Annotated in this window: 14 protein-coding genes; 7 read left to right on the top strand and 7 right to left on the bottom strand. The window is 66.0% G+C overall.

The window, feature by feature from the left end:
• The first annotated feature begins 148 nt into the window (after nucleotides 1-148).
• From LL253_RS04885 to LL253_RS04870, 4 genes are all read left to right on the top strand, one after another.
• A complete protein-coding gene (locus LL253_RS04885) occupies nucleotides 149-2,437 on the top strand; it encodes a CDC48 family AAA ATPase (protein WP_228226406.1) in 2,289 nt (762 codons plus the stop codon).
• 126 nt (nucleotides 2,438-2,563) lie between these two features.
• Nucleotides 2,564-3,211 (top strand): class I SAM-dependent methyltransferase, encoded by a 648-nt coding sequence (locus tag LL253_RS04880; protein ID WP_228221478.1) that lies wholly within the window; start codon nucleotides 2,564-2,566, stop codon nucleotides 3,209-3,211.
• A 107-nt stretch (nucleotides 3,212-3,318) separates the two neighbouring features.
• On the top strand, nucleotides 3,319-4,419 hold the full coding sequence (locus LL253_RS04875) for a helix-turn-helix transcriptional regulator (protein WP_228226622.1): 1,101 nt from the start codon (nucleotides 3,319-3,321) through the stop codon (nucleotides 4,417-4,419).
• A gap of 182 nt (nucleotides 4,420-4,601) precedes the next feature.
• Nucleotides 4,602-5,867 carry a glutamate-5-semialdehyde dehydrogenase gene (locus LL253_RS04870; RefSeq protein ID WP_228226405.1) on the top strand — a complete coding sequence of 422 codons (1,266 nt, stop codon included), beginning with the start codon at nucleotides 4,602-4,604 and terminating at the stop codon, nucleotides 5,865-5,867.
• Between the two features lie 81 nt (nucleotides 5,868-5,948).
• On the opposite strand, the gene kdsA is transcribed toward LL253_RS04870, so the two are convergent.
• Together kdsA and LL253_RS04860 are read right to left on the bottom strand one after the other, a co-directional pair.
• On the bottom strand, nucleotides 5,949-6,776 hold the full coding sequence (gene kdsA, locus LL253_RS04865) for a 3-deoxy-8-phosphooctulonate synthase (RefSeq protein WP_228226404.1): 828 nt from the start codon (nucleotides 6,774-6,776) through the stop codon (nucleotides 5,949-5,951).
• A gap of 7 nt (nucleotides 6,777-6,783) precedes the next feature.
• Entirely contained in the window at nucleotides 6,784-7,077 is a 294-nt protein-coding gene (locus tag LL253_RS04860) for a hypothetical protein (protein ID WP_009823360.1), read from the bottom strand.
• Between the two features lie 21 nt (nucleotides 7,078-7,098).
• On the opposite strand from LL253_RS04860, the gene LL253_RS04855 reads away from it, so the two are divergent.
• Both LL253_RS04855 and LL253_RS04850 read left to right on the top strand, forming a co-directional pair.
• Nucleotides 7,099-8,232 carry a hypothetical protein gene (locus LL253_RS04855; protein ID WP_228226403.1) on the top strand — a complete coding sequence of 378 codons (1,134 nt, stop codon included), beginning with the start codon at nucleotides 7,099-7,101 and terminating at the stop codon, nucleotides 8,230-8,232.
• Nucleotides 8,229-9,602 (top strand): cytochrome P450, encoded by a 1,374-nt coding sequence (locus LL253_RS04850; RefSeq protein WP_228226402.1) that lies wholly within the window; start codon nucleotides 8,229-8,231, stop codon nucleotides 9,600-9,602. The genes LL253_RS04855 and LL253_RS04850 overlap by 4 nt, the downstream gene beginning before the upstream one ends.
• On the opposite strand, the gene LL253_RS04845 is transcribed toward LL253_RS04850, so the two are convergent.
• From LL253_RS04845 to LL253_RS04830, 4 genes are all read right to left on the bottom strand, one after another.
• Nucleotides 9,595-10,488, bottom strand: coding sequence for a transglutaminase family protein (locus LL253_RS04845; protein ID WP_228226401.1), 894 nt, complete (start codon nucleotides 10,486-10,488; stop codon nucleotides 9,595-9,597). The genes LL253_RS04850 and LL253_RS04845 overlap by 8 nt on opposite strands.
• Entirely contained in the window at nucleotides 10,485-12,971 is a 2,487-nt protein-coding gene (locus LL253_RS04840) for a circularly permuted type 2 ATP-grasp protein (protein WP_228226400.1), read from the bottom strand. Before LL253_RS04840 ends, LL253_RS04845 begins: the two co-directional genes overlap by 4 nt.
• A complete protein-coding gene (locus LL253_RS04835; protein WP_228226621.1) occupies nucleotides 12,968-16,327 on the bottom strand; it encodes a transglutaminase family protein in 3,360 nt (1,119 codons plus the stop codon). Before LL253_RS04835 ends, LL253_RS04840 begins: the two co-directional genes overlap by 4 nt.
• An 88-nt stretch (nucleotides 16,328-16,415) precedes the next feature.
• Nucleotides 16,416-16,979: a thiamine phosphate synthase gene (locus LL253_RS04830; RefSeq protein WP_228226399.1), complete on the bottom strand. Its 564-nt coding sequence runs from the start codon at nucleotides 16,977-16,979 to the stop codon at nucleotides 16,416-16,418.
• A gap of 16 nt (nucleotides 16,980-16,995) precedes the next feature.
• Here LL253_RS04830 and LL253_RS04825 point away from each other — a divergent pair, with 16 nt between their 5' ends.
• Complete coding sequence (locus LL253_RS04825; protein ID WP_228226620.1) at nucleotides 16,996-17,736, top strand: YggS family pyridoxal phosphate-dependent enzyme; 741 nt, start codon at nucleotides 16,996-16,998, stop codon at nucleotides 17,734-17,736.
• Between the two features lie 123 nt (nucleotides 17,737-17,859).
• Here LL253_RS04825 and LL253_RS04820 read toward each other — a convergent pair whose 3' ends face one another.
• Nucleotides 17,860-20,664, bottom strand: coding sequence for a TonB-dependent receptor (locus LL253_RS04820; RefSeq protein ID WP_228226619.1), 2,805 nt, complete (start codon nucleotides 20,662-20,664; stop codon nucleotides 17,860-17,862).
• Nucleotides 20,665-20,750 lie beyond the last annotated feature (86 nt).

Raw genomic sequence — 20,750 nt, 5'->3', positions numbered from 1 at the left:
TGAGCCTTTCAGGCATCCTCTCCTAAAACTTTACGGGCTGGCTCATTGGGCTGGCCCTTTTTTTGTTCGTTCTCTTGGTGGCGACAGGGTCTTTCCGACCGGCTTTGCGTTCCCTATCTCGTTTCGACACGAACGATGGGGAAGCCGCGTGGCTGATCAGGAACAAACAGGACGCAGGATACAGGTCGCCAATGCGCGGCCGGAGGATGCGGGGCGCGGATTGGCGCGCCTGCCCTTGGCGGTAATGGCCCAGTTGCAGTTGAGCGAAGGCGACGTCATCGAAATCGTCGGCAAACGCAATACGCCCGCGCGCGTGGTGCGGCCGTACAAAGAGGATGAAGGGCTTGACGTTCTTCGTCTCGATGGATTGCAGCGCGCAAACGCGGGCGTTGGGTCCGGCGATTTCGTCCAGATCAGCAAGGCCGAACCCAGGGCGGCACAGCGCGTTGTGTTCGCGCCTGCACAAAATAATCTGCGCCTTCAGGGCAATCCTGAGGCCTTGAAGCGGGTTTTCTACCAACGTCCGCTCGCGTCGGGCGATGTTGTCGCTACCGCCGGCCAGCAGCAGGTGCCGCCCGGCGATATGCCGCCTCAGCTGCGCCAGATGCTGGCCGCGCCGGCCTATGCGCTGCAGGAAATCCGGCTGGTTGTGGTGTCGACAACGCCCAAGGGCATCGTTCACATCGACGCGGACACCGAAGTCGAATTACGCGCCGAATATGAGGAACCGCGCGAATCCCGTCGCGCCGACGTAACCTATGACGATGTCGGCGGCATGGCCGAGACGATCGACCAGTTGCGCGAAATGGTCGAACTGCCGCTGCGCTATCCTGAACTGTTCGAACGGCTGGGCGTCGACCCGCCAAAGGGCGTCTTGCTGCACGGGCCGCCGGGGACAGGCAAAACCCGGCTTGCGCGCGCGGTCGCCAACGAATCGGAAGCCGAATTTTTCCTGATTAACGGCCCGGAAATCATGGGTTCGGCCTATGGCGAGTCCGAAAAGAAGTTGCGCGAGATTTTCGAGGAAGCGGCCAAGGCCGCGCCTTCGATCCTGTTCATCGACGAGATCGATTCGATTGCGCCCAAGCGCGGCAATGTGACCGGCGAGACGGAAAAGCGGCTGGTCGCGCAACTGCTGACGCTGATGGACGGGCTGGAGCCGCGCACCAATCTGGTGGTCATCGCGGCGACCAATCGGCCCGAGGCGATCGATGAGGCATTGCGCCGGCCCGGTCGCTTTGATCGGGAGATCGTGGTGGGCGTTCCCGATGAGCGCGGACGCCGGGAAATATTGGGGATCCATACCCGCGGCATGCCGCTGGGCGATCGGGTCGACCTGACCGAACTGGCGCGCATGACCTACGGCTTTGTCGGTGCCGACTTGGCGGCACTCACGCGCGAGGCCGCGATCGAAGCGGTGCGCCGCTTCATGCCGCGCCTCAATCTGGAGGAAGGCACGATCCCGGCCGACGTGCTGGAGGAACTGTCGGTTACGCGCGAGGATTTCATGTCTGCGATCAAGCGCGTCCAGCCGTCGGCGATGCGGGAAGTGATGGTGCAGGCACCCAACATCGGTTGGGCTGACATCGGTGGGCTGGACGATGCGCAGATGCGCCTCAAGGAAGGCGTCGAACTGCCGCTCAAGGACCCGGATGCGTTCCGCCGGATCGGCATTCGTCCGGCCAAGGGTTTCCTCCTCTACGGACCACCGGGAACCGGCAAGACGTTGCTGGCCAAGGCGGTGGCCCGCGAGGCGCAGGCGAACTTCATCGCCACCAAGTCGAGCGATCTCCTCAGCAAATGGTATGGCGAAAGCGAACAGCAGATCGCCCGCCTGTTCGCGCGCGCGCGGCAGGTGGCGCCGACGGTCATCTTCATCGACGAACTGGACAGTCTTGTCCCGGCACGGGGTGGCGGGCTTGGTGAACCGGCGGTGACAGAGCGGGTGGTGAACACGATCCTGGCCGAGATGGACGGCCTGGAGGAATTGCAATCCGTGGTCGTGATCGGCGCCACCAACCGGCCGAACCTGGTCGATCCTGCGCTGTTGCGGCCCGGCCGGTTCGACGAGCTCGTCTATGTTCCGGTGCCGCAGGAAGCGGGCCGTCGTCGCATCCTCGACATCCATACGCGCAAGATGCCGCTGGCCGACGATGTCGATCTGGATGCGTTGGCGCATCGGACTGAGCGCTTCACCGGCGCGGACCTGGAAGACCTTGCGCGGCGCGCGGGGCTGATTGCGCTGCGTCAGTCGCTGTCCGTCGATGCGGTCACAATGGCGCATTTCGAAGCGGCGCTGGACGAAACTCGCGCGTCCGTCACGCCGGAGATGGAACGGGAATATGAACAGATCCAGGCGACGCTGAAGCAGAACGCGATGCAACTGGATCCGATCGGCTTCGTGGCGCCAGGGATGTTGCGCGCACGCGAACGTTAGAACGCGGAGGACGACGGAATGAACACTTCTGTCGTCCATACGTTACCGCCCCATGACCCGCAAAGCCGCTTGCCAGCGGACTCCGATTTTGCGAGTCCGAACGAAAATGACAGACAGGCGGTTTTAATGGCGTCCCTTCCCTTCAAGGACAAGCATAAGACAGGTTTCAAAAGCACCCGCAGTGGCTCCTTCCTGAAGCAGTGGAACATCTTCTTCCGCCAGTTCCTGAAGCATCCCGGCATGATCGGTTCGGTAATCCCGTCGTCCCGCGCCTTGGTCGACGCTGTGCTGGAACCGGTAGATTGGGAACGGACGCGGTTGTTCGTGGAATATGGGCCGGGCGTCGGCACCTTCACCCGCCCGATCCTGGAGAGGATGCACCCCGATGCGACGTTGATCGCGATCGACCTCAATCTGGATTTCGTGGCCTGGCTTGACGCTCAGATAGACGACCCCCGGCTGCGCGTGGTGCATGGGTCGGCAATCGATGTGCGCCGCTTCATCCGCGAAGCAGGGTATCAGCAGGCTGATTATGTCGTGTCCGGGTTGCCCTTTTCGACCTTGCCCGACGGGGTGGGCGCGGCGATCTGCGCCGAGACGCGTGCGGCGCTTCGGCCGGGCGGAGAGTTTTTGATCTATCAATATTCCCGCTTTGTGATGCGCCTTTTGACCCCGGTCTTCGGCGCGATCAGCGATCGGCTGGAATGGCGTAACATTCCGCCCTGCCGCGTCATTCGCGCAACCAGTGACGAGGCGCTGGCCCAGGCGGCCTAACACCGTAAAAATTCCTCGACGCCCGCTTCAACGTTCGCGCCGCCATAACGATTGACTCGGCCTTTTATGTGGAGGACGACGGTCCGGGGCAATATGTGGGGCTGGCGATGGCATCGGCTGTCGGGACTGACGCGCAATGGGCGGACATTTTTCTAGGCGCCGCGCTGGAGCCGCATCGGTGGGAAGAGGCGCTGAGCGCCATGGCGCGGGCCACCGGATCGCACCATGGCCAGATGGTGGGCTTTGGTCCGGCGGGCGCTGCGTTCAATTGGATCAGTGATGTCGATCCGGCCATCATACCGGCCAGCCTTTCCATAGATCATGGATCGCCGGGCCTGAATTATCGGGTCGGCGCCGACCTGCTGCCGGACAGGCCAGATATCGTGCATGAAGCGCATTACGACATAGCGCGCCAAGGCTTGCACGCAGCGGACTATCTGGACCTGTGCGCCGATTTCGACATTTTCGACGGATGCCAGACGCGTCTGCATCAGGGGCGGGACGCGATGATCGGGCTGGCCCTGCTGCGGTCCGCGAAGGACGGCCGCACCACGCAGGAACAACGTGACCTGTTCGGGGAGATCGCGGATCACGCCCGCACGGCCGTGCGATTGCAGCAGGCGGTCGAACGGCAAGGATTTGCGCTGCTGGCGGGCACGTTCGAGGCGATGGACCGCGCCTGCTGGCTGATCGACGCGGCTGGCCGGGTAGGCGGCATGACGCCGGCGGCAGACGCGCTGCTGTGCGCCGGTGCCTTGCGGCTGGCCGAAGGATATTTGTCGTGCGACCGAGGCGAAGACAGCCGCGCGCTGAACCAGTCGGTGCGCGCCGTTCTGGGCGTGCCGGCACGGGCTGGAGATCCGGTTATCCTAACGGATAGGGAGGGCAATGTTCAATTGTCGATCGAATGCTACCCGCTCCCTGCGCGCCCATGGGCACTGCCCTTCGCTCCGCGCGCGATCATCGTCGCGCGCACCGGCGCGCCTGCCAATCGTCAGGCGGAGATCCTGATCCGCATGTTCCGACTGACGCCGGCAGAGGCGGATATTGCCGTGCGGATCGCATCCGGCCAGAGCCGGCAGCAGGTGGCCGCCGCGCGGATGGTGAGCGCGGAGACGCTCAAGGTGCAGTTGCGCAGCATCTACGACAAGACCGGATGCGGCCGGGAGGCGCAGCTGGTGCGGCTCGTGGGTCTTCTGACGCAGTAGCGATGCGGGCCTTACCCCCATTGGGGTATGCGCAAGCCTGCGCGAATCGCTAGGAGAGTCTGCGTGACAGCTTGGCTGTCTGTCGGCAGCCGGATCATATGCGACCCATGGTCCGGCCGCCGGCCTTTGGCTCGCCTGCCTTTCATGCTAAGCCGCCGCGCAATGGACCGGCGAGACATGCGATGAATGACCTGACACAGACCCCCGAAATGCTGATTGCGACGATGGGCGCACGGGCGCGCCGCGCGGCTGTGACCATTGCGCAGGCAAGTGACGCGCAAAAGGCCGATGCACTGCGCCGCGCCGCGCAGGCGGTGCGGGACCAGGCGCCGGCGATCATCGCCGCCAATGCGCGGGACATGGATAATGCCGCCGCCAATGGCCTGTCCGCCGCGATGCTCGACCGGCTGAAGCTGGTCGAGGATCGTATTGCGGGCGCGGCCGCGGGCGTGGAACAGGTCGCGGCGCTGCCCAGCCCGCTGGGATCGGTCATTGATCGGCAGGTGCGGCCCAACGGGCTGGAGCTAAGCCGGGTGCGCGTGCCGCTGGGGGTGATCGGCATCATTTATGAAAGCCGGCCGAATGTGACTGCTGACGCCGCGGCGCTGTGCCTGCGGGCGGGCAATGCGGTGATCCTGCGCGGCGGCAGCGAGGCGAAGGAAAGCAATCGCGCCATCCATGCCGCGATGCTGGAGGGGATCGTTGCGGCGGGCCTGCCGGCCGAAGTCGTGCAACTGGTCCCCACGACCGATCGCGCGGCCGTGGGCGCGCTGCTCAAGGCGGCGGAGTTTGTCGACCTGATCGTCCCGCGCGGGGGCAAGAGCCTGGTCGCGCGGGTGCAGGAGGAAGCGCGGGTGCCCGTGCTGGCGCATCTCGATGGGATCAACCACAGCTATGTCGATGGCGCGGCGGACCCGGCGATGGCGGAAAAGCTGGTGGTGAACGCCAAGATGCGTCGGACCGGCATTTGCGGATCGACCGAGACAGTGTTGATCGACCGGGCCTATCGCGAAGCGCCGGCGCTGGTGCGTGCGCTGATCGGGGCGGGATGTGAAGTGCGCGGCGATGACGCGGTGCAGGGCATGGACGCGCGAGTGAAGCCGGCGCAGGAGGCGGACTGGGATACCGAATATCTGGACGCGATCGTGTCGATCCGGATGGTGGATGGCGTGGAGGATGCGATTGCCCATATCGTCGCCCATGCCAGCCACCACACCGACGCCATCATCACCGATGACGGCGCGCGGGCCGAGCGATTCCTCAACGCGGTCGACAGCGCCATCGTGATGTGGAACGCATCGACCCAGTTCGCCGATGGCGGCGAATTCGGGCTGGGCGCCGAGATCGGCATTTCGACCGGGCGGTTGCATGCGCGCGGGCCGGTCGCCCTGGAGGGGCTGACGACGTATAAGTGGATCGTTCGGGGGACGGGGCAGGTTCGTCCCTGAGCCGCGAGCAGGTTGTCGCGACAGCAAGCGCGACATGTAGAAGCATAGGGCATTTCGTTAGTTAGCTAACGAATCATAGGATCAGGCTTTGGCGATCGCGTCGATCGCCTTGAGCTTGTCCAGCATCGGGCCGACCCAATTAAGCGGCAGCATGACCGGGCCGTCCGAGGGCGCATTATCCGGATCATCATGCGCTTCGGCAAAGATGGCGGCGACGCCGGCCGCCATGGCGCTGCGCGCGAGAAGCGGCGCATAGTCGCGCTGGCCACCCGATGCTGAGCCGAGCCCGCCGGGTTGCTGAACCGAATGGGTGGCGTCGAATATCACGGGATAGCCGGTCTGCGCCATCACCGGCAGCGCGCGCATATCGCTGACCAATGTATTATAGCCGAAACTTGCGCCGCGTTCGGTGAGCAGGATGCGATCATTGCCGGTCGAGGCGACCTTCTGCGCCACCGCCGCCATGTCCCAGGGGGCAAGAAATTGTCCCTTCTTGACGTTGATGACTGCGCCGCTGCGTCCGGCGGCGAGCAGCAGGTCGGTCTGGCGGCAGAGAAAGGCGGGAATCTGGAGGATATCGACCGCCTGTGCTGCGGCTTCCACCTGATCGGGGCCGTGAATGTCGGTCAGCACCGGGCAGCCGAGCGACGCCTTGACCTCCGCCAGGATGGCGAGGCCAGCATCGATGCCGACGCCGCGCTTGCCAGATACCGATGTGCGGTTCGCCTTGTCGAAGCTGCTCTTGAAGATGAAGGGCACGCCCGCCTGCTCGGCGGCGCGCGCCAGCGCATCGGCCATGAACAATGCATGGTCGCGGCTTTCGATCTGGCAGGGGCCGGAGATGAGGACGAAGGGCAGGTCGTTGCCGATGGTGATCGGGCCGACCGCGACATGGCGAGGGGTGGTCATGGCGCGATCATTTGGGCGCTTTTGCAAAGCGGCGCAACAATTGCCCGCGCCACAGCCCCTTGCCGGGATGATAATTCCAGCAAAACCAACCAAAGGCGAGGCAGGCGAGCAGCGAGGGCAGCGCCATCGGATCGCCATTGGATTTCATATGGCGATAAAATTCCAGATCCGCGCGCCAGCGGTCGCGCTCACTGCCGCCGCCATTGATGCCATAGAGATTGTCATGACGCCGGCAGCCGACATTGCGGTTGTATTTCCGGTGGTCGATGAAATAGCAGTAATCGCGTTCGGGCGTGTTCATGCCCCGATTAGGGCGGCGGTGTTGGAAAAGTTCAAGCGTAAAGTCTTTTACCTCGGCGGTTTCGATCCGCGCGGCGTCCGTTTCTATCACCAGCTCTATCGCGAGCAGGCGGTGCGTTATGCCGCGCTGACCGGCGAAGCCGTGACGGTAAGCGGGCGGCAGGCGGGCGATGCGGGCGCGGCTGTGTCGGCGCGCTGGAGCGTGGAGAACGCGACCGCCGGGGTCGAAATTGACTATGAATATCTGCGCTGGGAAGATGTGATCGGCAAGGTGTGGATCCGCAATCCCCTGGCGCTCGCGCTCAAATCGGCGCGCGCCTATGCGGGCCATGCCCGGCACATGGATTTTGCGCGGATGCGGCGGCTGCGCCAGGGGCCGGTCATCACCATCCTCTATCCGCCAATCCTGGCGGTGCTGATCCCGCTGATGCTGGCGCTGGTCCCGGCGCTGATCCTGGCATTGGCCTTGCCCTGGTGGGCGGCGGCGATCATCGGCATCGCTCTGAGCGCGCTATTGTCCGGGCGCATTCTGGCCAAGCTGGTCGTGCCTTGGCTGTTGCGGTTCATGACCTATCATGGCGCGCTGGCGGCGCAGGGGCCGGGCGCGGCGCTGGACGGGCGGATCGACGCCTTCGCGCAGCGGATCGCGGCGGCGCTGGATGGCGACTGGGACGAGGTGCAGCTGGTGACGCACAGCGCCGGCACGATTTTGGGCATGCGGCTGTTGCGCCGGGTGATCGCCCTGCGCGGCGGAACGCTGCCCGACCGGTTCGTGATGCTGGGGCTGGGGCAGGTGGTGCCGGTGATTGCGCTGCGGCGCGACGCGCGCTGGTATCATGAGGATCTGAAAGCACTGGCGGATGCGCCGTTCCGTTATGTCGACATCAGTTCGCCGCCCGATGGCGCGGCCTATTTCGACGTGAACCCGTTCCGGCTGGTCGCCCCCGCTTATGCGGCGCGGGTCGATATGCTCTCGCCGCGCTTCCATCTTTTTTACGAGCCGCACAATTATCATGGCGGCTGGTCGAACAAATATGAGGCGCATTTCGACTATCTGCGCGTGGGCGACCGGCTGTCGCCGCTGGACTTCATCAGCCTGACCGCGGGCCGCCGCACCGTTGATGAGGCCGTCGAAGCCTTCAGGACGATCGCATGACCGAGATTTTCACCCCGCCCTATCCCCGGCCGCCCAGGAACAAGCGGGGGTTGGTGAAGCGATTCCTGCGCGGCTGGCACAGCTGGATCCATGTGTTGTTCGACAAAAGCTATACCATGAAGATGGGCGAGATTCGCCTGCCGGGGCGGACCATGTATATCGCCAACGAATTGCCGCTGGTGGACAGGATATTGCGCGGCGGCACTGCCTTTCCCAAGCATAGCGAACTGGTCCGCAACCTCGATCCGCTGATCGGCAATTCGGTTTTTTCGGCCAATGGCGCGGATTGGGAAAGCCAGCGGGCCATGGTCAATCCGGCCTTTGCCCATACCGCGCTCGGGCGGTCGATGCCGCTGATGGTCGCGGCGGCAGATGATCTGGTCGCGCGGATCGAGGCGGCGGCGCGAGACGGCGGGCCGGTCGATATCGACCCCATGATGACCCATGTGGCGGCTGATATCATATTTCGCACCTTGTTCAGCCAGACGCTGGACGCGGAGCGATCCAACATCATCCATACAGCCTTCGGCCGGTTTCAGCGGCTGGCGCATTCAGCATCGATGCTGCGGCTTTATGGCCTGCCCGCCGGCTGGTTCGAGAAACGGTCCAAAGGTCCGGCGCGGGCGATCCATGACGTGTTCCGGCCGATCGTCGAGGCGCGTTATGCCGGTTTTCATGGCCGGGGAGAGGCCGGGACGCGGGACATCCTGCAATCGCTGATCGAGGCGAAGCATCCCGAAACGGGCGCGCATTTCACCTGCGAAGAGGTGATGGAGCAGGTATCGACCATTTTCCTGGCGGGGCATGAGACGTCGGCGAGCACCATGACCTGGGCGCTCTATATGCTGGGCGAATGCGGCCACATCCAGACGCGGGTGCGCGAGGAGGTGGCGCGGTTGGCGGGCGGCCAGCCGCTGACCGGCGCGATGCTCAAGGACATGGGCCAGCTGCGCAATATCTTCAAGGAAACGCTGCGGCTTTATCCGCCGGTGTCCTTCCTCCCGCGTGAGGTGACGTGCCCGGTGGACATGCGCGACAAGCATCTGGAGGCGGGCGCGATGCTGGTGGTCGCGCCGTGGCTGACACAGCGGAACAAGGATAATTGGGCGTGTCCGCATGCGTTCGATCCCGACCGGTTCGAGGATCCGGCCAATGCCGAGATGGCGAAGCAGGCCTGGTTCCCCTTCGGCCGGGGGCCGCGCGTGTGCGTGGGCGCAGGCTTTGCCCAGCAGGAGGTGATGACGGTGATCGCCAGTGTCGTGCGGCGCTTCGCCATCAGCGTGCCGGCAGGATTCACGCCCGAACCGATCAGCCGACTGACGATCCGGCCCCGGACGGGCATGCCGTTGCTGTTTACGCCGATCAGCTGAGCGCCGGTTCGTCTTCCGGCGCGACATCGACCATGACGGACTGGCTCTGGCCCGCGCCGCCGACGAACAGGCCGTCCATCGGCGCGACATCGGCATAGTCGCGGCCCATGGCGACGAAGAGATGCCCGTCGCCCGTGATGCAGCCATTGGTGGGATCAAAGCCGATCCAGCCGCGCGTCGGCCCGCACCAGAGCATGACCCAGGCGTGCATGGCGTCGGCCCCGACCAGGCGCGGCATGCCCGGCGGCGGCAGGGTGCGCAGATAGCCGCTGACATAGGCGGCGGGCAGGCCGGCCAGACGCAGCGCGATCACCATCACATGGGCGAAATCCTGGCACACGCCATGGCGCGCGGCGAAGGCGTCGGCGACCGGCGTGTCGGCATCGGTGACGCCGGGGCGATAGGCGAAGGCATGCTGGATATGCAGCGCGAGGTCCAGCGCGGCGGCGACAATGGGCGCATCGGCCGCAAGGTGTGCACGCGACCAATCGCCGATTGCCGCCAGCATCGGCGTGCGCGCGCCGGCATAAAGATAATGGGCGGGCGCTGTCGGCCCCATAGTGCGGTCCACCAGCGCCGCTTGCGCCACTGCGCCGACCGTCGGATCGGCGGCCTGCGGCGTGATGTCGCCGCCCTGCACGCCGCAGCGGAACCGGCTTTCGATGCTGAGCTGCCGGATCGGGCTTTCGATCACGAGGCGGGCAACGGTGACAGGCCAGCCGCCGGGACGGGTTTCGACCAGCGCAGGGGCAGGATCGACATCCAGCCGATAGTCGGACGTCCACTGGCCGGGCCAGGGCGCGGGCTGCAGGCGCAGGTTGAAGCGGGCGAGGCGCACGGGCGCGGCGTAGCGCAGGATCGTGCGATGGCGGACCTGGTAGATCATGCCAGTATCTCGGCACTTTCCGTTTTGCGAAGCTGAAGGAAATAGCGCTGCCCGATGGCGTCGGAAAGGGCGAGCAGCCGGCGTTCGGCATCCGCGATATGATCCATTGTCAGCATGTCGCCGGTCAGCGGTTTAAGCTGCGCGACCAGCGCGTCGGCGATACGGCGCGGTTCTTCGGGCATGCCGTCGGCGCGCAGCGTTGGCAGGGCGGCGACATGCTCGGCGAGGCGCAGCGCCTGCCAGGCCAGCGCGCGGGGATTGAACGGCTCCAGCGCGATGAGGTCGCGCACCGGCGCGAGCGCGGGACCGGCAAGATAGCGGGTACGGTAGCTGATCTGGCTGTCCATCAGGTCAAGGAGGACAGTGAGATCATCGTCCGACGCCTGATCGCCACCGAACTGGTTGATGAGCCGGCACCCGTTGATCGCCCGCTCCAGTCGACGGCCCATGTCGTGGAAGCGCCAACCATCGCCGCGCGCCATATTTTCCGCCGCGAGGCCAGAGAGCGCCGAGATACGCTCGATCATGCGGGACGAGGCGTCGAGCAGCGTTTCCGTGACCGCGCCTTCGAAGGCGGGCAGCGGCAGGCGAACGAGCCGCCAGACGTCGCTCGCCAGGCGATCGCGCAGGCCTTCGCCAATATTGGCGACGATTGCCATTAATGCGCGGACACTGCCGGCCTGGCGCGCATCGCCCAGCGCCGTGGCGCAAAGCGCGCCGATGGCGGCCCCCGGCGCGCCCGAGCCGGCGGGCACCGCGCCCCAGGCGGCAAGCAGGCCGACCAGCCGTCCCATGGTTGGGCTGGCGAGCGAGGGGCCAAGATCGGCCTCGATCGAGCCGCCGGCGACCGCGCGGATGAGGCGCAGCGTCGCCTCGGTCCGTTCGATATAGCGGCCGAGCCAGAAGAGATTGTCCGCCGCCTTGGCTGGCAACATGCCGCCCATCCGGCGAATGGCGGGCGTGCCGCCCCCCAGCAGGCTTTCGGCGGACGCCGGCTGACGATCGATAACGCACATGTCGGCGGAGATGTCGCCCCGGCCCATTAGCGCCGCGCGGATGTCGCCATGGGCGGCAAGCCGGGCGAAGGCACCGGGCATGACGCGCCACTGCCCCGCGCCGTCACGCGCAACGAAGATGCGCAGAGTGAAGGGCAGGGGGGTGAGCTGTCCGTCGATGATTGCAGGCGTCGTGGACAGCTTCACCATTTCCTGCCCGACATAGTCCATCGGCCGCCGGTCGAGCGCGTCAAGCAAGCGCGCGCGCTGGTCGGCGTCGAGCGTCGCGCCGGGCAGGAACGGCGCTTCGGGTAGGCCGGCAGCGGGCTGATCGAAGGCGGAGCCGATCACCAACTGATCGAGCCGGGCGCGCACATGATCGCGCTCGCGCGGCTGGCCGCACCACCAGGTGGCGATATTGGGGAGGATCAGGTCCGCGCCCAGCACGGCCCTGGCCAGTTGCGGCAGGAAGGCGGCGAGCGCGCGCGATTCGATGACGCCCGCGCCCGGCCAGTTGCTGACCATCAGCCCGCCGCGCGCGCAGGCGTCATACAGGTCGGCGACGCCGATCCGCGACTGGCCGTCAAAGGCGAGCGGATCGAGAAAGCGGCTGTCCATCCAGCGCCACAGGCCATCGACGCGCTTCAACCCCTGGATGGTGCGGACGAACAGGCGCCCATCGGAGACGATGAGGTCGTCGCCTTCCACCAGCATGAGGCCGAGATAGCGGGCAAGATGCGCCTGTTCGGCATAGCTCTGGTTGAAGCGGCCGGGGGTGAGCAGGCCGATGCGCGGGTCCGAGCGGGCACAGTCGGCGGCCAGGCCCCGGCGCAGGTCGGAAAAGAAGGGGGCGAGCCGGCGCGCGTTCATCGCGCCGAGCAGGTCGCCGGTGGCGCGCGAGAAAGCGAGGCGGTTTTCCAGCGCATAGCCGACGCCTACGGGCGTGCGCACCCGGTCGGCGAGCACGCGCCATTCGCCGCCCGGTCCGCGGCCGATATCGGCGGCGTAGAAATGAAGGACATGGCCGTTGGGCGGCGCGGTGCCCGTCATCACCCGCCAATAATGGGTGCTGCCGGTGACGACGCTGGCGGGCAGATGCCCGTCGCGCACCAGCGACTGGGTGGAATAAATGTCGCCGACGATCCGCTCGAGCAACTGGGCGCGCTGAATGAGGCCCGATTCGATGTGAGTCCATTGCCCGGCGTCGATCAGCAGCGGCAGGGGCCCCAGCGGCCAGGCGCGTTCCTGCTCATCGCCGGTGAGGCGAAAGGCAAGTCCCTGATCGGCGGCCTGACGCGCGACATGATCGGCCAGCGTCGCCGGATCGCCCTTCGCCTGCGCGGACAGCCGGTCCAGCATCGCGCGCCAGTGCCCGGCCGTGTCCGGGTCGGCATCGGCGAACAGGTCGCCGCGCGGTGCGGCGGCGAGATAGGCGTCGGCCCAGTTGCCTGCCCCCAGCGAAGGCGCGAGGGCGTCCGCCTGGTTCATGCGCCCGGCTGGCGGGGCAGGCGTAGGTCGAGCGTCATGGGGAATTCGCCGGGCAGTTCGGCCGGCGGCATGTCGACAGGTCCGGGTGTATGGCCATGATCCTGGAATCGCGCCTTGCGCCGGGATTCAGCCTCATAACCGTTGATCGGCAATGTATCGTAATTGCGCCCGCCCGGATGCGCGACATGATAGACGCAGCCGCCCAGCGACCGGCCGCTCCAGCTGTCGAACACGTCGAAGGTAAGCGGTGCGTTGGCCGGAAGTTGCGGGTGCAGGCAATTGGCCGGTGTCCACGCCTTGTACCGCACGCCGCCCACCGCTTCGCCCGGCACGGCGGTGGGGCTCATCGGCACGCGGCGGCCGTTGCAGGCGACGATGTGGCGCCCCGCGACCAGACCGGTGGCGCGTACCTGCAACCGTTCGGTCGATGAATCGACATAGCGCACCGTGCCGCCGATCGCCCCGGTTTCGCCCAGCACGTTCCAGGGTTCGAGCGCATGGGTGATTTCGATGCCCACGCCGCCCGCATCCACCTGACCATGGACGGGGAAGCGGAACTGGCGCTGCGCTTCAAACCAGTTGGGGTCGAAATCATAGCCCGCGCCGCGCAGGTCGGCGAGCACCTCCAGAAAGTCGGACCAGACGCAATGGGGCAGCATGAAGCGATCATGCAGCGCCGTGCCCCAGCGCACGAAGCCGCCCTGTTGCGGGTGACGCCAGAACCAGGCGGTGAGCGCGCGCAGCAATAATTGTTGCGCAAGGCTCATCCGCGCCTCGGGCGGCATTTCGAACCCGCGAAATTCCAGCAGGCCGAGGCGTCCGGTCGGGCCGTCGGGCGAGAACATCTTGTCGATGCAGATTTCGGTGCGGTGGGTGTTGCCGGTCACATCGACCAGCAGGTTGCGGAACAGACGGTCGACCAGCCAGGGCGGCGGCAGCTTGTCTTCGCCCTCGCGGGTCGGATCGGGCACCTGCGCGAGTGCGATCTCCAGTTCGTAGAGGCCGTCATGCCGGGCTTCATCGATGCGCGGCGCCTGGCTGGTCGGGCCGATGAACAGGCCCGAAAAGAGATAGGAGAGCGAGGGGTGCCGCTGCCAGTAGAGGACGAAGCTCTTGAGCAGGTCCGGGCGGCGGATGAAGGGCGAATTATTGAGGGTCGGCCCACCGAGCACGATATGATTGCCGCCGCCCGTGCCGATCGAGCGGCCATCGACCATGAATTTGTCGGCCGTCAGCCGGCATTCGCGCGCGGCGGCGTAGAGTCGTTCGGTGATATCGACCGTGTCCCGCCAGCTAGCGGCGGGGTGGACATTGACTTCGATCACGCCGGGGTCGGGCGTGGCTTTGAGCACGTTGAGGCGCGGGTCGGGGGGTGGCGCATAGCCTTCGATCCTGACGGGGATGCGGGTGGCTTCGGCGACGCGCTCCACCTGCGCGATCAATTCCAGATAATCTTCCAGTTCGCGGACCGGGGGCAGGAAGACGGACAGGTGCGCGCCATGCGGTTCGACCGTGATGGCGGTGCGCACCGCGCCTTCGATGATGACCTGTTCGACCCGGTCCTGCGCGGCTGCGCCGCCTTCGGCATCGGCGACGCGCTGGACGCGCTGCGCTTCCTCACGGCTGGCCGCTTCGCTGACCTGCGCGCGGGCGTCGGCGAGCGGCCCGCGCGGCTCGCTCGTGTCACGGGGATGGATATAGGGATAGTCCGATTCGGGCACATGCGGCAGCGACCCCAGCGGCAGGCGATAGCCGAGCGCCGAATCGCCCGGCACCGCGAACAGCTTGCCCCGGCGCAGCTGCCAGATTTCGCTTTGCCAGCGCGGCGTCGCAGCCTGGCTTTGCCAGCGCTGGACTGGCAGGACATAGCCGACCGGCTTATCGAGGCCGCGTTCGAACGTCTTGACCATGCGTGCGCGCGCTTCGGGATCGGCGATGGCCGGATCCTGCGGGTCGGTGTTGATGGGAAGATCGCCCTCCTTCACCATCCACACCGCCGGATCTTCATAGACGGGATGGGTATAATCGGCCGAAAAGCCCATAGTGGCGGCCAGCGCGGTGAGGAACGCCTGCGCGTCCTGCGCCGTGGTCGGCCGGGCGTCGGCAGGGGCGTCATCCGTCGCGATCAGGCTTTCATCGCGCCACAGCGGGACGCCGTCGGTCCGCCAATAGACGGCATAGGCCCAGCGCGGCAGGCTTTCGCCCGGATACCATTTGCCCTGCCCATGATGCAGCAGGCCGCCGGGCGCAAAGTCGCTGCGCAGCTTGCGGATCAGCCGGTCGGCATAAGCCGCCTTGGTCGGGCCGACGGCGTCGCCATTCCATTCGCCCGCGTCCCCGCCATCCTGCGCGACGAAGGTCGGTTCGCCGCCGATGGTGAGGCGCACGTCCTGGCGCCGGAGGTCGGCATCGACCCGTTCGCCCAGCGCCATGACCGCGTCCCACCGGGTGTCGGTGAAGGGCTTGGTGATGCGCACGGCTTCGGCAATGCGGCTGACCGACATTTCGAAGCGGAAGTCGACTTCGGCTGGTTCGGCCATGCCACTGATCGGCGCGGCGGAGCGATAATGGGGCGTGGCGCACAGCGGGATATGGCCTTCGCCCGCGAACATGCCGCTGGTGGCGTCGAGTGCGACCCAGCCCGCGCCCGGCACATAGGCTTCGGCCCAGGCGTGAAGATCGACCACGTCCTGCGTCACCCCTTTTGGCCCTTCGATCGGTTCCACGTCAGCGACCAGCTGAATCGAATAGCCCGACACGAAGCGGGCGGCGAACCCCAGCCGACGCAGCAACTGGACCAGCAACCAGGCGGAATCGCGGCAGGAGCCGGTGCCGATGTCCAGCGTTTCCTCGGGCGTCTGCACGCCGGTTTCCATGCGGATGACATAGCCGACTTGGCTTTGCAGGCGACGGTTAACCTCTACCAGAAAATCGACGGTGCGGCCTTCATGCCCCTGATGTTCGGCGACCAGCGCCTCGAACAGCGGCCCCTGATCCTCCACGTCGAAATAGGCGGCAAGGTCGGTCTTCAGCTGGTCATCATAGGCGAAAGGGTAATTTTCCGCATAAGGCTCCACGAAAAAGTCGAACGGGTTGATGATGTCGAGGTCGGCGAGCAGGTCGACCTCGATCGAGAAATGATCGACCGGATCGGGAAAGACGATGCGCGCCAGCCAATTACCGTGCGGGTCCTGCTGCCAGTTGAGAAAATGGTTCGCCGGTTCGATCTTCAGCGCGTAATTGGGTACTTTGGTCCGACTGTGCGGCGCGGGGCGCAGGCGGATAACCTGCGGGCCGAGCCGGATCGGCCGGCTGTAGGAATAAGCGGTGAGGTGGTGCAGCGCGGCCTTGAGCATGGCGCGATCAAACGCCACGCCTTGTTGCAATGCAATGCGAAACTGTCGGCTGGCGCAAGAAACTTTGCAGGGATGGCGGCGTGATGGTTCAGTTGTTTGTCAGTCCATCGATCGCTGCCCAGCCCGCGGCGCTGAGCGCGGCGAGGCTGCGCCGGTGCCGGGCGGTCACGCCGCCCAGGGCGATCACCGGCAGGGGCGTGGCATGGGCCAGCGCCGCGAAACGCGCGCGACCGAGCGACCGCGCGCCTGGGTGCGAGCGGGTGGGAAAGAGGGGGGAGAGGAAAAGAAGGTCGGACCCCGCGCGCTGCGCCATCCTGATTTCCCGGCTGTCATGCGCGGGCGCGCTGTGCAGCAAGGGGCGGGGCGGGCGGCGGGAATCGCGGCCATGCCAGCCATCGGCACGCCAGGCCGCCGCCGCGCGCACTGGGCCTGCGAGCAGCAGGATGAGCCGCCGCCGCCGGGCGATGGCGCGCAGCGCATCGAACAGCGCGCGGCGCTGCGCGGGCGGGGTGCGATAATGGCGCAGGATGATGCCCGCCCGGCCACGGGGCAGCGCGCGGGCGGCGGCCAGCAACCGGTCATCGGCCACGCGTTCGTCGGTCAACAGCCAGAGACCGGGCAGCGATTTGCGGTGGCGGCGGTGCATGGCCATCCCTATAGCAGCGCGCATGACGACCGCCAGCATCCCCGCCGATCCGGCCGCCCAGCGGCTGGCCGCCGTGCGCGACGCCATGCGCCGCGCCGCCCGCCTGACCGACCGCAGCGCCGACGACATTCGCCTGATCGCGGTGTCGAAAACGCATGACGCCGACGCCATTCGGCCTTTGATAGCCGCCGGACAGCGCGTGTTCGGGGAAAATCGCGTGCAGGAAAGCCAGCAGAAATGGCCGGCGCTGCGCGAGGCGCAGGAGGATATCGAACTGCATCTGGTGGGGCAGCTGCAATCGAACAAGGCGGCCGAGGCCGTGGCGCTGTTCGACGTGATCCATGGTCTGGACCGGCCGTCGCTGCTGACCGCGCTGGCCAGGGCGATGGACGGGGAGGGCAGGCGCGTGCCCTGTTTCATTCAGGTCAATATCGGCGCGGAAGAGCAGAAGGGCGGATGCCCGATCGCCGACACGCCCGCGCTGATCGCGGCGGCGCGCGATGCCGACATTCCGATATTGGGCCTGATGTGCGTGCCGCCCGCCGATGTGGAGCCGGCGCCTTTCTTCGCGCTGCTGGCCAAGATGGCGCGGGAGGAGGGGCTGGAGCGCCTGTCCATGGGCATGTCTGGCGATTATGAAACCGCGATCATGCTGGGCGCGACCGACATTCGCGTGGGCACAGCGCTGTTCGGCGAGCGCCCCGCGCCCGCCCGCCCGGTGCCGGGGAGCGGGCGGGGGATGATCCGCAATTCAGGAGGATAAGCCCGTCTTTCGATCCTCCCCATGGTGGGGAGTGGTGGAAGGGTGCCACCCTCTTAAAAAGCAGGACACCCCTCCGTCAGGGCTTCGCCCTGCCACCTCCCCTGCCAGGGGAGGATGGCGACTCTAAAAACTGCCGCGCAGGGTGATGCCATAGGTGCGCGGTTCGGCGAGATAGGCCGAAATCAGCTGGTTCGCCATGGGTGCGCCAGCAGCGAACTGGCCCGTGGTCGATGTCGCCGGGCTGCTGGACTGGAGCGGGCTGGAGAAAGCGACCTGGGTGAAATCCTGGTTGAAGATGTTCTGGCCCCAGAATTCGATCGCCCAGCGTTGATCCTTGCCGCGGATGCCGACGCGCGCATTGACGATGGCATAGCCATCCTGACGCTTTTCGGGGAAGAGGTCAGAGCCTGTATTATAGTCGCTGGTCAGGCGGCCATCGACATAGAAGAGCGCGGAAAGGCCGCTGGACCCAAGCTGCGGCGTCCAGGCGGCGCTGGCGGTGGTGACGAGTTGCGGCGCGTTGGAATTGATCGATCCGGGCAGCAGGAACAGCGCGGGATCGAGCGGGACGCTGCCGTCGCCGCTGCCGACCAGCCGGTTGGCGAATTTGGCGCGGGCATAGGTTAGGCCGCCGGAAATGCGGACATTGCGCGCGGGGCTTGCCGACAATTCCAGTTCCACGCCCTGACTGATGAGCCCCGGCCCCACATCGCCGCTGTCGCAGGTGCGCGCGGCGCTGAGCGCGCTGTCGCAGCCATTGATATTCTGTACGACGAAGCTGGTGCCGTTGAAGGTGTTGAGCTGGAAATTCTTGAACTCCTGCCGGAAGGCGGCGATGTTCGCGCTCCATTTGGGCTGCGCATATTTGAGGCCGATTTCAAAGGCGTCGACCTTTTCGGCTGCGAATCGCAGGCTGGTGACATCGGCATTGGTGCGCGGCGCGAAGACGGCGGGAATGGCGTTGAGGCCAGTCGACCCCAGCTGGAAGCGATCAAGGTTGAAGCCGCCGGCCTTATACCCCTTCGAATAGCTGCCATAGAGCAGCAGATCGTCGATCGGCTTCCACGACAGCACGGCCGTACCGGAAAATTCGCCATCGCTGATGCGGTCGTTGAGGTCGAGCGCGTTGAGGCTGGTCGATCCGTTGCCCAGGCAGCCGAGCGTCAGGATGCCGCCGGCCAATGCGGCGGCGCTGCCCAGTTGCGGATTGGTCGCGATGCCCGGCAGCGCGGACGACTGAAGCGCGGCGCAGGTGGCATTGTTATTATTGAAATCGGCCGAGAAGCGCTTGCTTTCATGGGTGTAGCGCAGGCCCAGTGTCAGATCGAGCCGGTTGGTGAGGTGGACGATATTATGCGTGAAAAGCGCCCAATTCTCACTCTTCTGCCGGTAGATGGACGCGGTGTCGCCGGTGCCGCCGGGAATGGCGGCGAGCGCGCGCAACCCATTGCCAAGGCCGGTCGAGATCGCGCCCGCCTGCGCCGCGGCAAGGGCTGGGGGCAGGCCGGCATTGATGAAGGACGCGGTCAGGCCCGAATTCAGATTGGCCTGCGTGCCGGTGATCAGCGGTTGGGTGGCAAGGCCGCTGCCGCAGGCGGCGAGTTGCTGTGCGGTGAAATTGCTGGTTGCGCCAGCCCCGGCCATCAAGCGACAGGCGGCAAAGCGGCCATAGTCGGCGCCGAATCGGATATTGTCCTGTAACGTCAGCCGTTCATTGGCGTAATAGCCGCCTACCAGCCAGTCGAGCGCGTCGCTGAACGCTGATCCTTGCAGCCGCAATTCCTGCGTGAAGGTCTTGAACTGACGATAGGTGTTGGGATCGCGATAGAGGAGGTCGGCGCGATTATAGTCATAATCGCCATAGTCGCGGGATTTGTAGTCGCGATAGGCGGTGATGCTGGTCAGCTTGGCGCCACCGAAATCATAGTTGATTTCGCCTGAAACGCCCCAGTCCTTCAGCTTGCTGACATAGTCGCGGCCCGGCGTGATCGACAGTTCGCGATCATAGGGATCGGCGGGAATGACGCTGCCCTGGCCCGCCAGGATCGCGGCGATGCGGTTGAAGGGCGCGTCGGTGTAGCCGCCGCCGGCGGCGGGCAGCCGTTCGCGCGATTCGATATAGGCCGCGCCGCAGCAGCTTTCGTCGCGATTGGTATAGTCGCCGATCAGGCGGATGGAGAGCGCGTCATTGGGTTCGATCAGCGCCTGCCCGCGCAGAAAATAGCGGTCGCGGTCATTGGTGTCGCCCACGGTCGCGCCGGTGCCGTCGACCAGCTTGTAGAAGCCGTCGCGCTTGCTCCACACGCCGTCGAGCGCCAGCGCGATGCTGTCGCTGATCGGCCCGGTGACGCGGCCCGACAGACGCCAATAATCATAATTGCCGTAGGTGATTTCCCCCTTGGCATGGAATTCGCGTTCGGGCGCTTTGCTGATGATGTTGATGAGGCCCGCCGATGCGTTGCGGCCGAACAGCGTGCCCTGCGGCCCGCGCAGCACTTCCACCCGCTCGATTTCGCCCAGTTCGTTAAGGCCAGCGCCCGTGCGCGAGCGGTAGACGCCGTCGATGAAGACCGCGACCGAGCTTTCCAGGCCTGGATTGTCGCCGACAGTGCCGATGCCGCGAATACGGGCCGAGGCATTGGCTTCGGAGCCGGTGGAGGAAACGAGCAACGAGGGCGCGAGCTGGTTCAGCGTACGGATGTCGCTGGCGCCGCTATTCTGCATCGCCTGCGCGCCCACGGCCGACACCGCGATCGGTACGTCCGACAGCGGGCTGGCTCGGCGGGTGGCGGTGACGATGATGTCAGCGGCCGGATCGTCGGCCGCGGCCTGCGGTATAGCGGCGTCCTGCGCCAGCGCGGCGGGGGCAAGCATGCCCAGCGCCAGCGCGCCGGTGGTGGTCAGCCAGAGACTCTTGTCTGTCAGCATCATATCATCCTCTCCTGGCCCGCGCGGCTTTTCGGCGCTTCGGGTTCGGGTGCGATTATGCTGCCACAGCAGGGGATTGGCAAGAG

Source organism: Sphingobium soli (assembly GCF_020782245.1).
GTDB classification, from domain to species: Bacteria; Pseudomonadota; Alphaproteobacteria; order Sphingomonadales; family Sphingomonadaceae; genus Sphingobium; species Sphingobium soli.
Note: the sequence above shows the minus strand (reverse complement) of the source record. Positions and strands in the feature narration are given on the sequence as shown.

Excerpts from the sequence above, each read along its gene's own strand:
- LL253_RS04880 (WP_228221478.1), top strand. The coding sequence starts at position 2,564 with ATGGCGTCCCTTCCCTTCAAGGACAAGCATAAGACAGGTTTCAAAAGC.
- LL253_RS04860 (WP_009823360.1), bottom strand. The coding sequence starts at position 7,077 with ATGAACACGCCCGAACGCGATTACTGCTATTTCATCGACCACCGGAAA.
- LL253_RS04870 (WP_228226405.1), top strand. The coding sequence starts at position 4,602 with ATGAATGACCTGACACAGACCCCCGAAATGCTGATTGCGACGATGGGC.
- LL253_RS04845 (WP_228226401.1), bottom strand. The coding sequence starts at position 10,488 with ATGATCTACCAGGTCCGCCATCGCACGATCCTGCGCTACGCCGCGCCC.
- LL253_RS04830 (WP_228226399.1), bottom strand. The coding sequence starts at position 16,979 with ATGGCCATGCACCGCCGCCACCGCAAATCGCTGCCCGGTCTCTGGCTG.
- LL253_RS04850 (WP_228226402.1), top strand. The coding sequence starts at position 8,229 with ATGACCGAGATTTTCACCCCGCCCTATCCCCGGCCGCCCAGGAACAAG.
- LL253_RS04825 (WP_228226620.1), top strand. The coding sequence starts at position 16,996 with ATGACGACCGCCAGCATCCCCGCCGATCCGGCCGCCCAGCGGCTGGCC.
- kdsA (WP_228226404.1), bottom strand. The coding sequence starts at position 6,776 with ATGACCACCCCTCGCCATGTCGCGGTCGGCCCGATCACCATCGGCAAC.
- LL253_RS04835 (WP_228226621.1), bottom strand. The coding sequence starts at position 16,327 with ATGCTCAAGGCCGCGCTGCACCACCTCACCGCTTATTCCTACAGCCGG.
- LL253_RS04840 (WP_228226400.1), bottom strand. The coding sequence starts at position 12,971 with ATGAACCAGGCGGACGCCCTCGCGCCTTCGCTGGGGGCAGGCAACTGG.
- LL253_RS04820 (WP_228226619.1), bottom strand. The coding sequence starts at position 20,664 with ATGCTGACAGACAAGAGTCTCTGGCTGACCACCACCGGCGCGCTGGCG.
- LL253_RS04875 (WP_228226622.1), top strand. The coding sequence starts at position 3,319 with ATGGCATCGGCTGTCGGGACTGACGCGCAATGGGCGGACATTTTTCTA.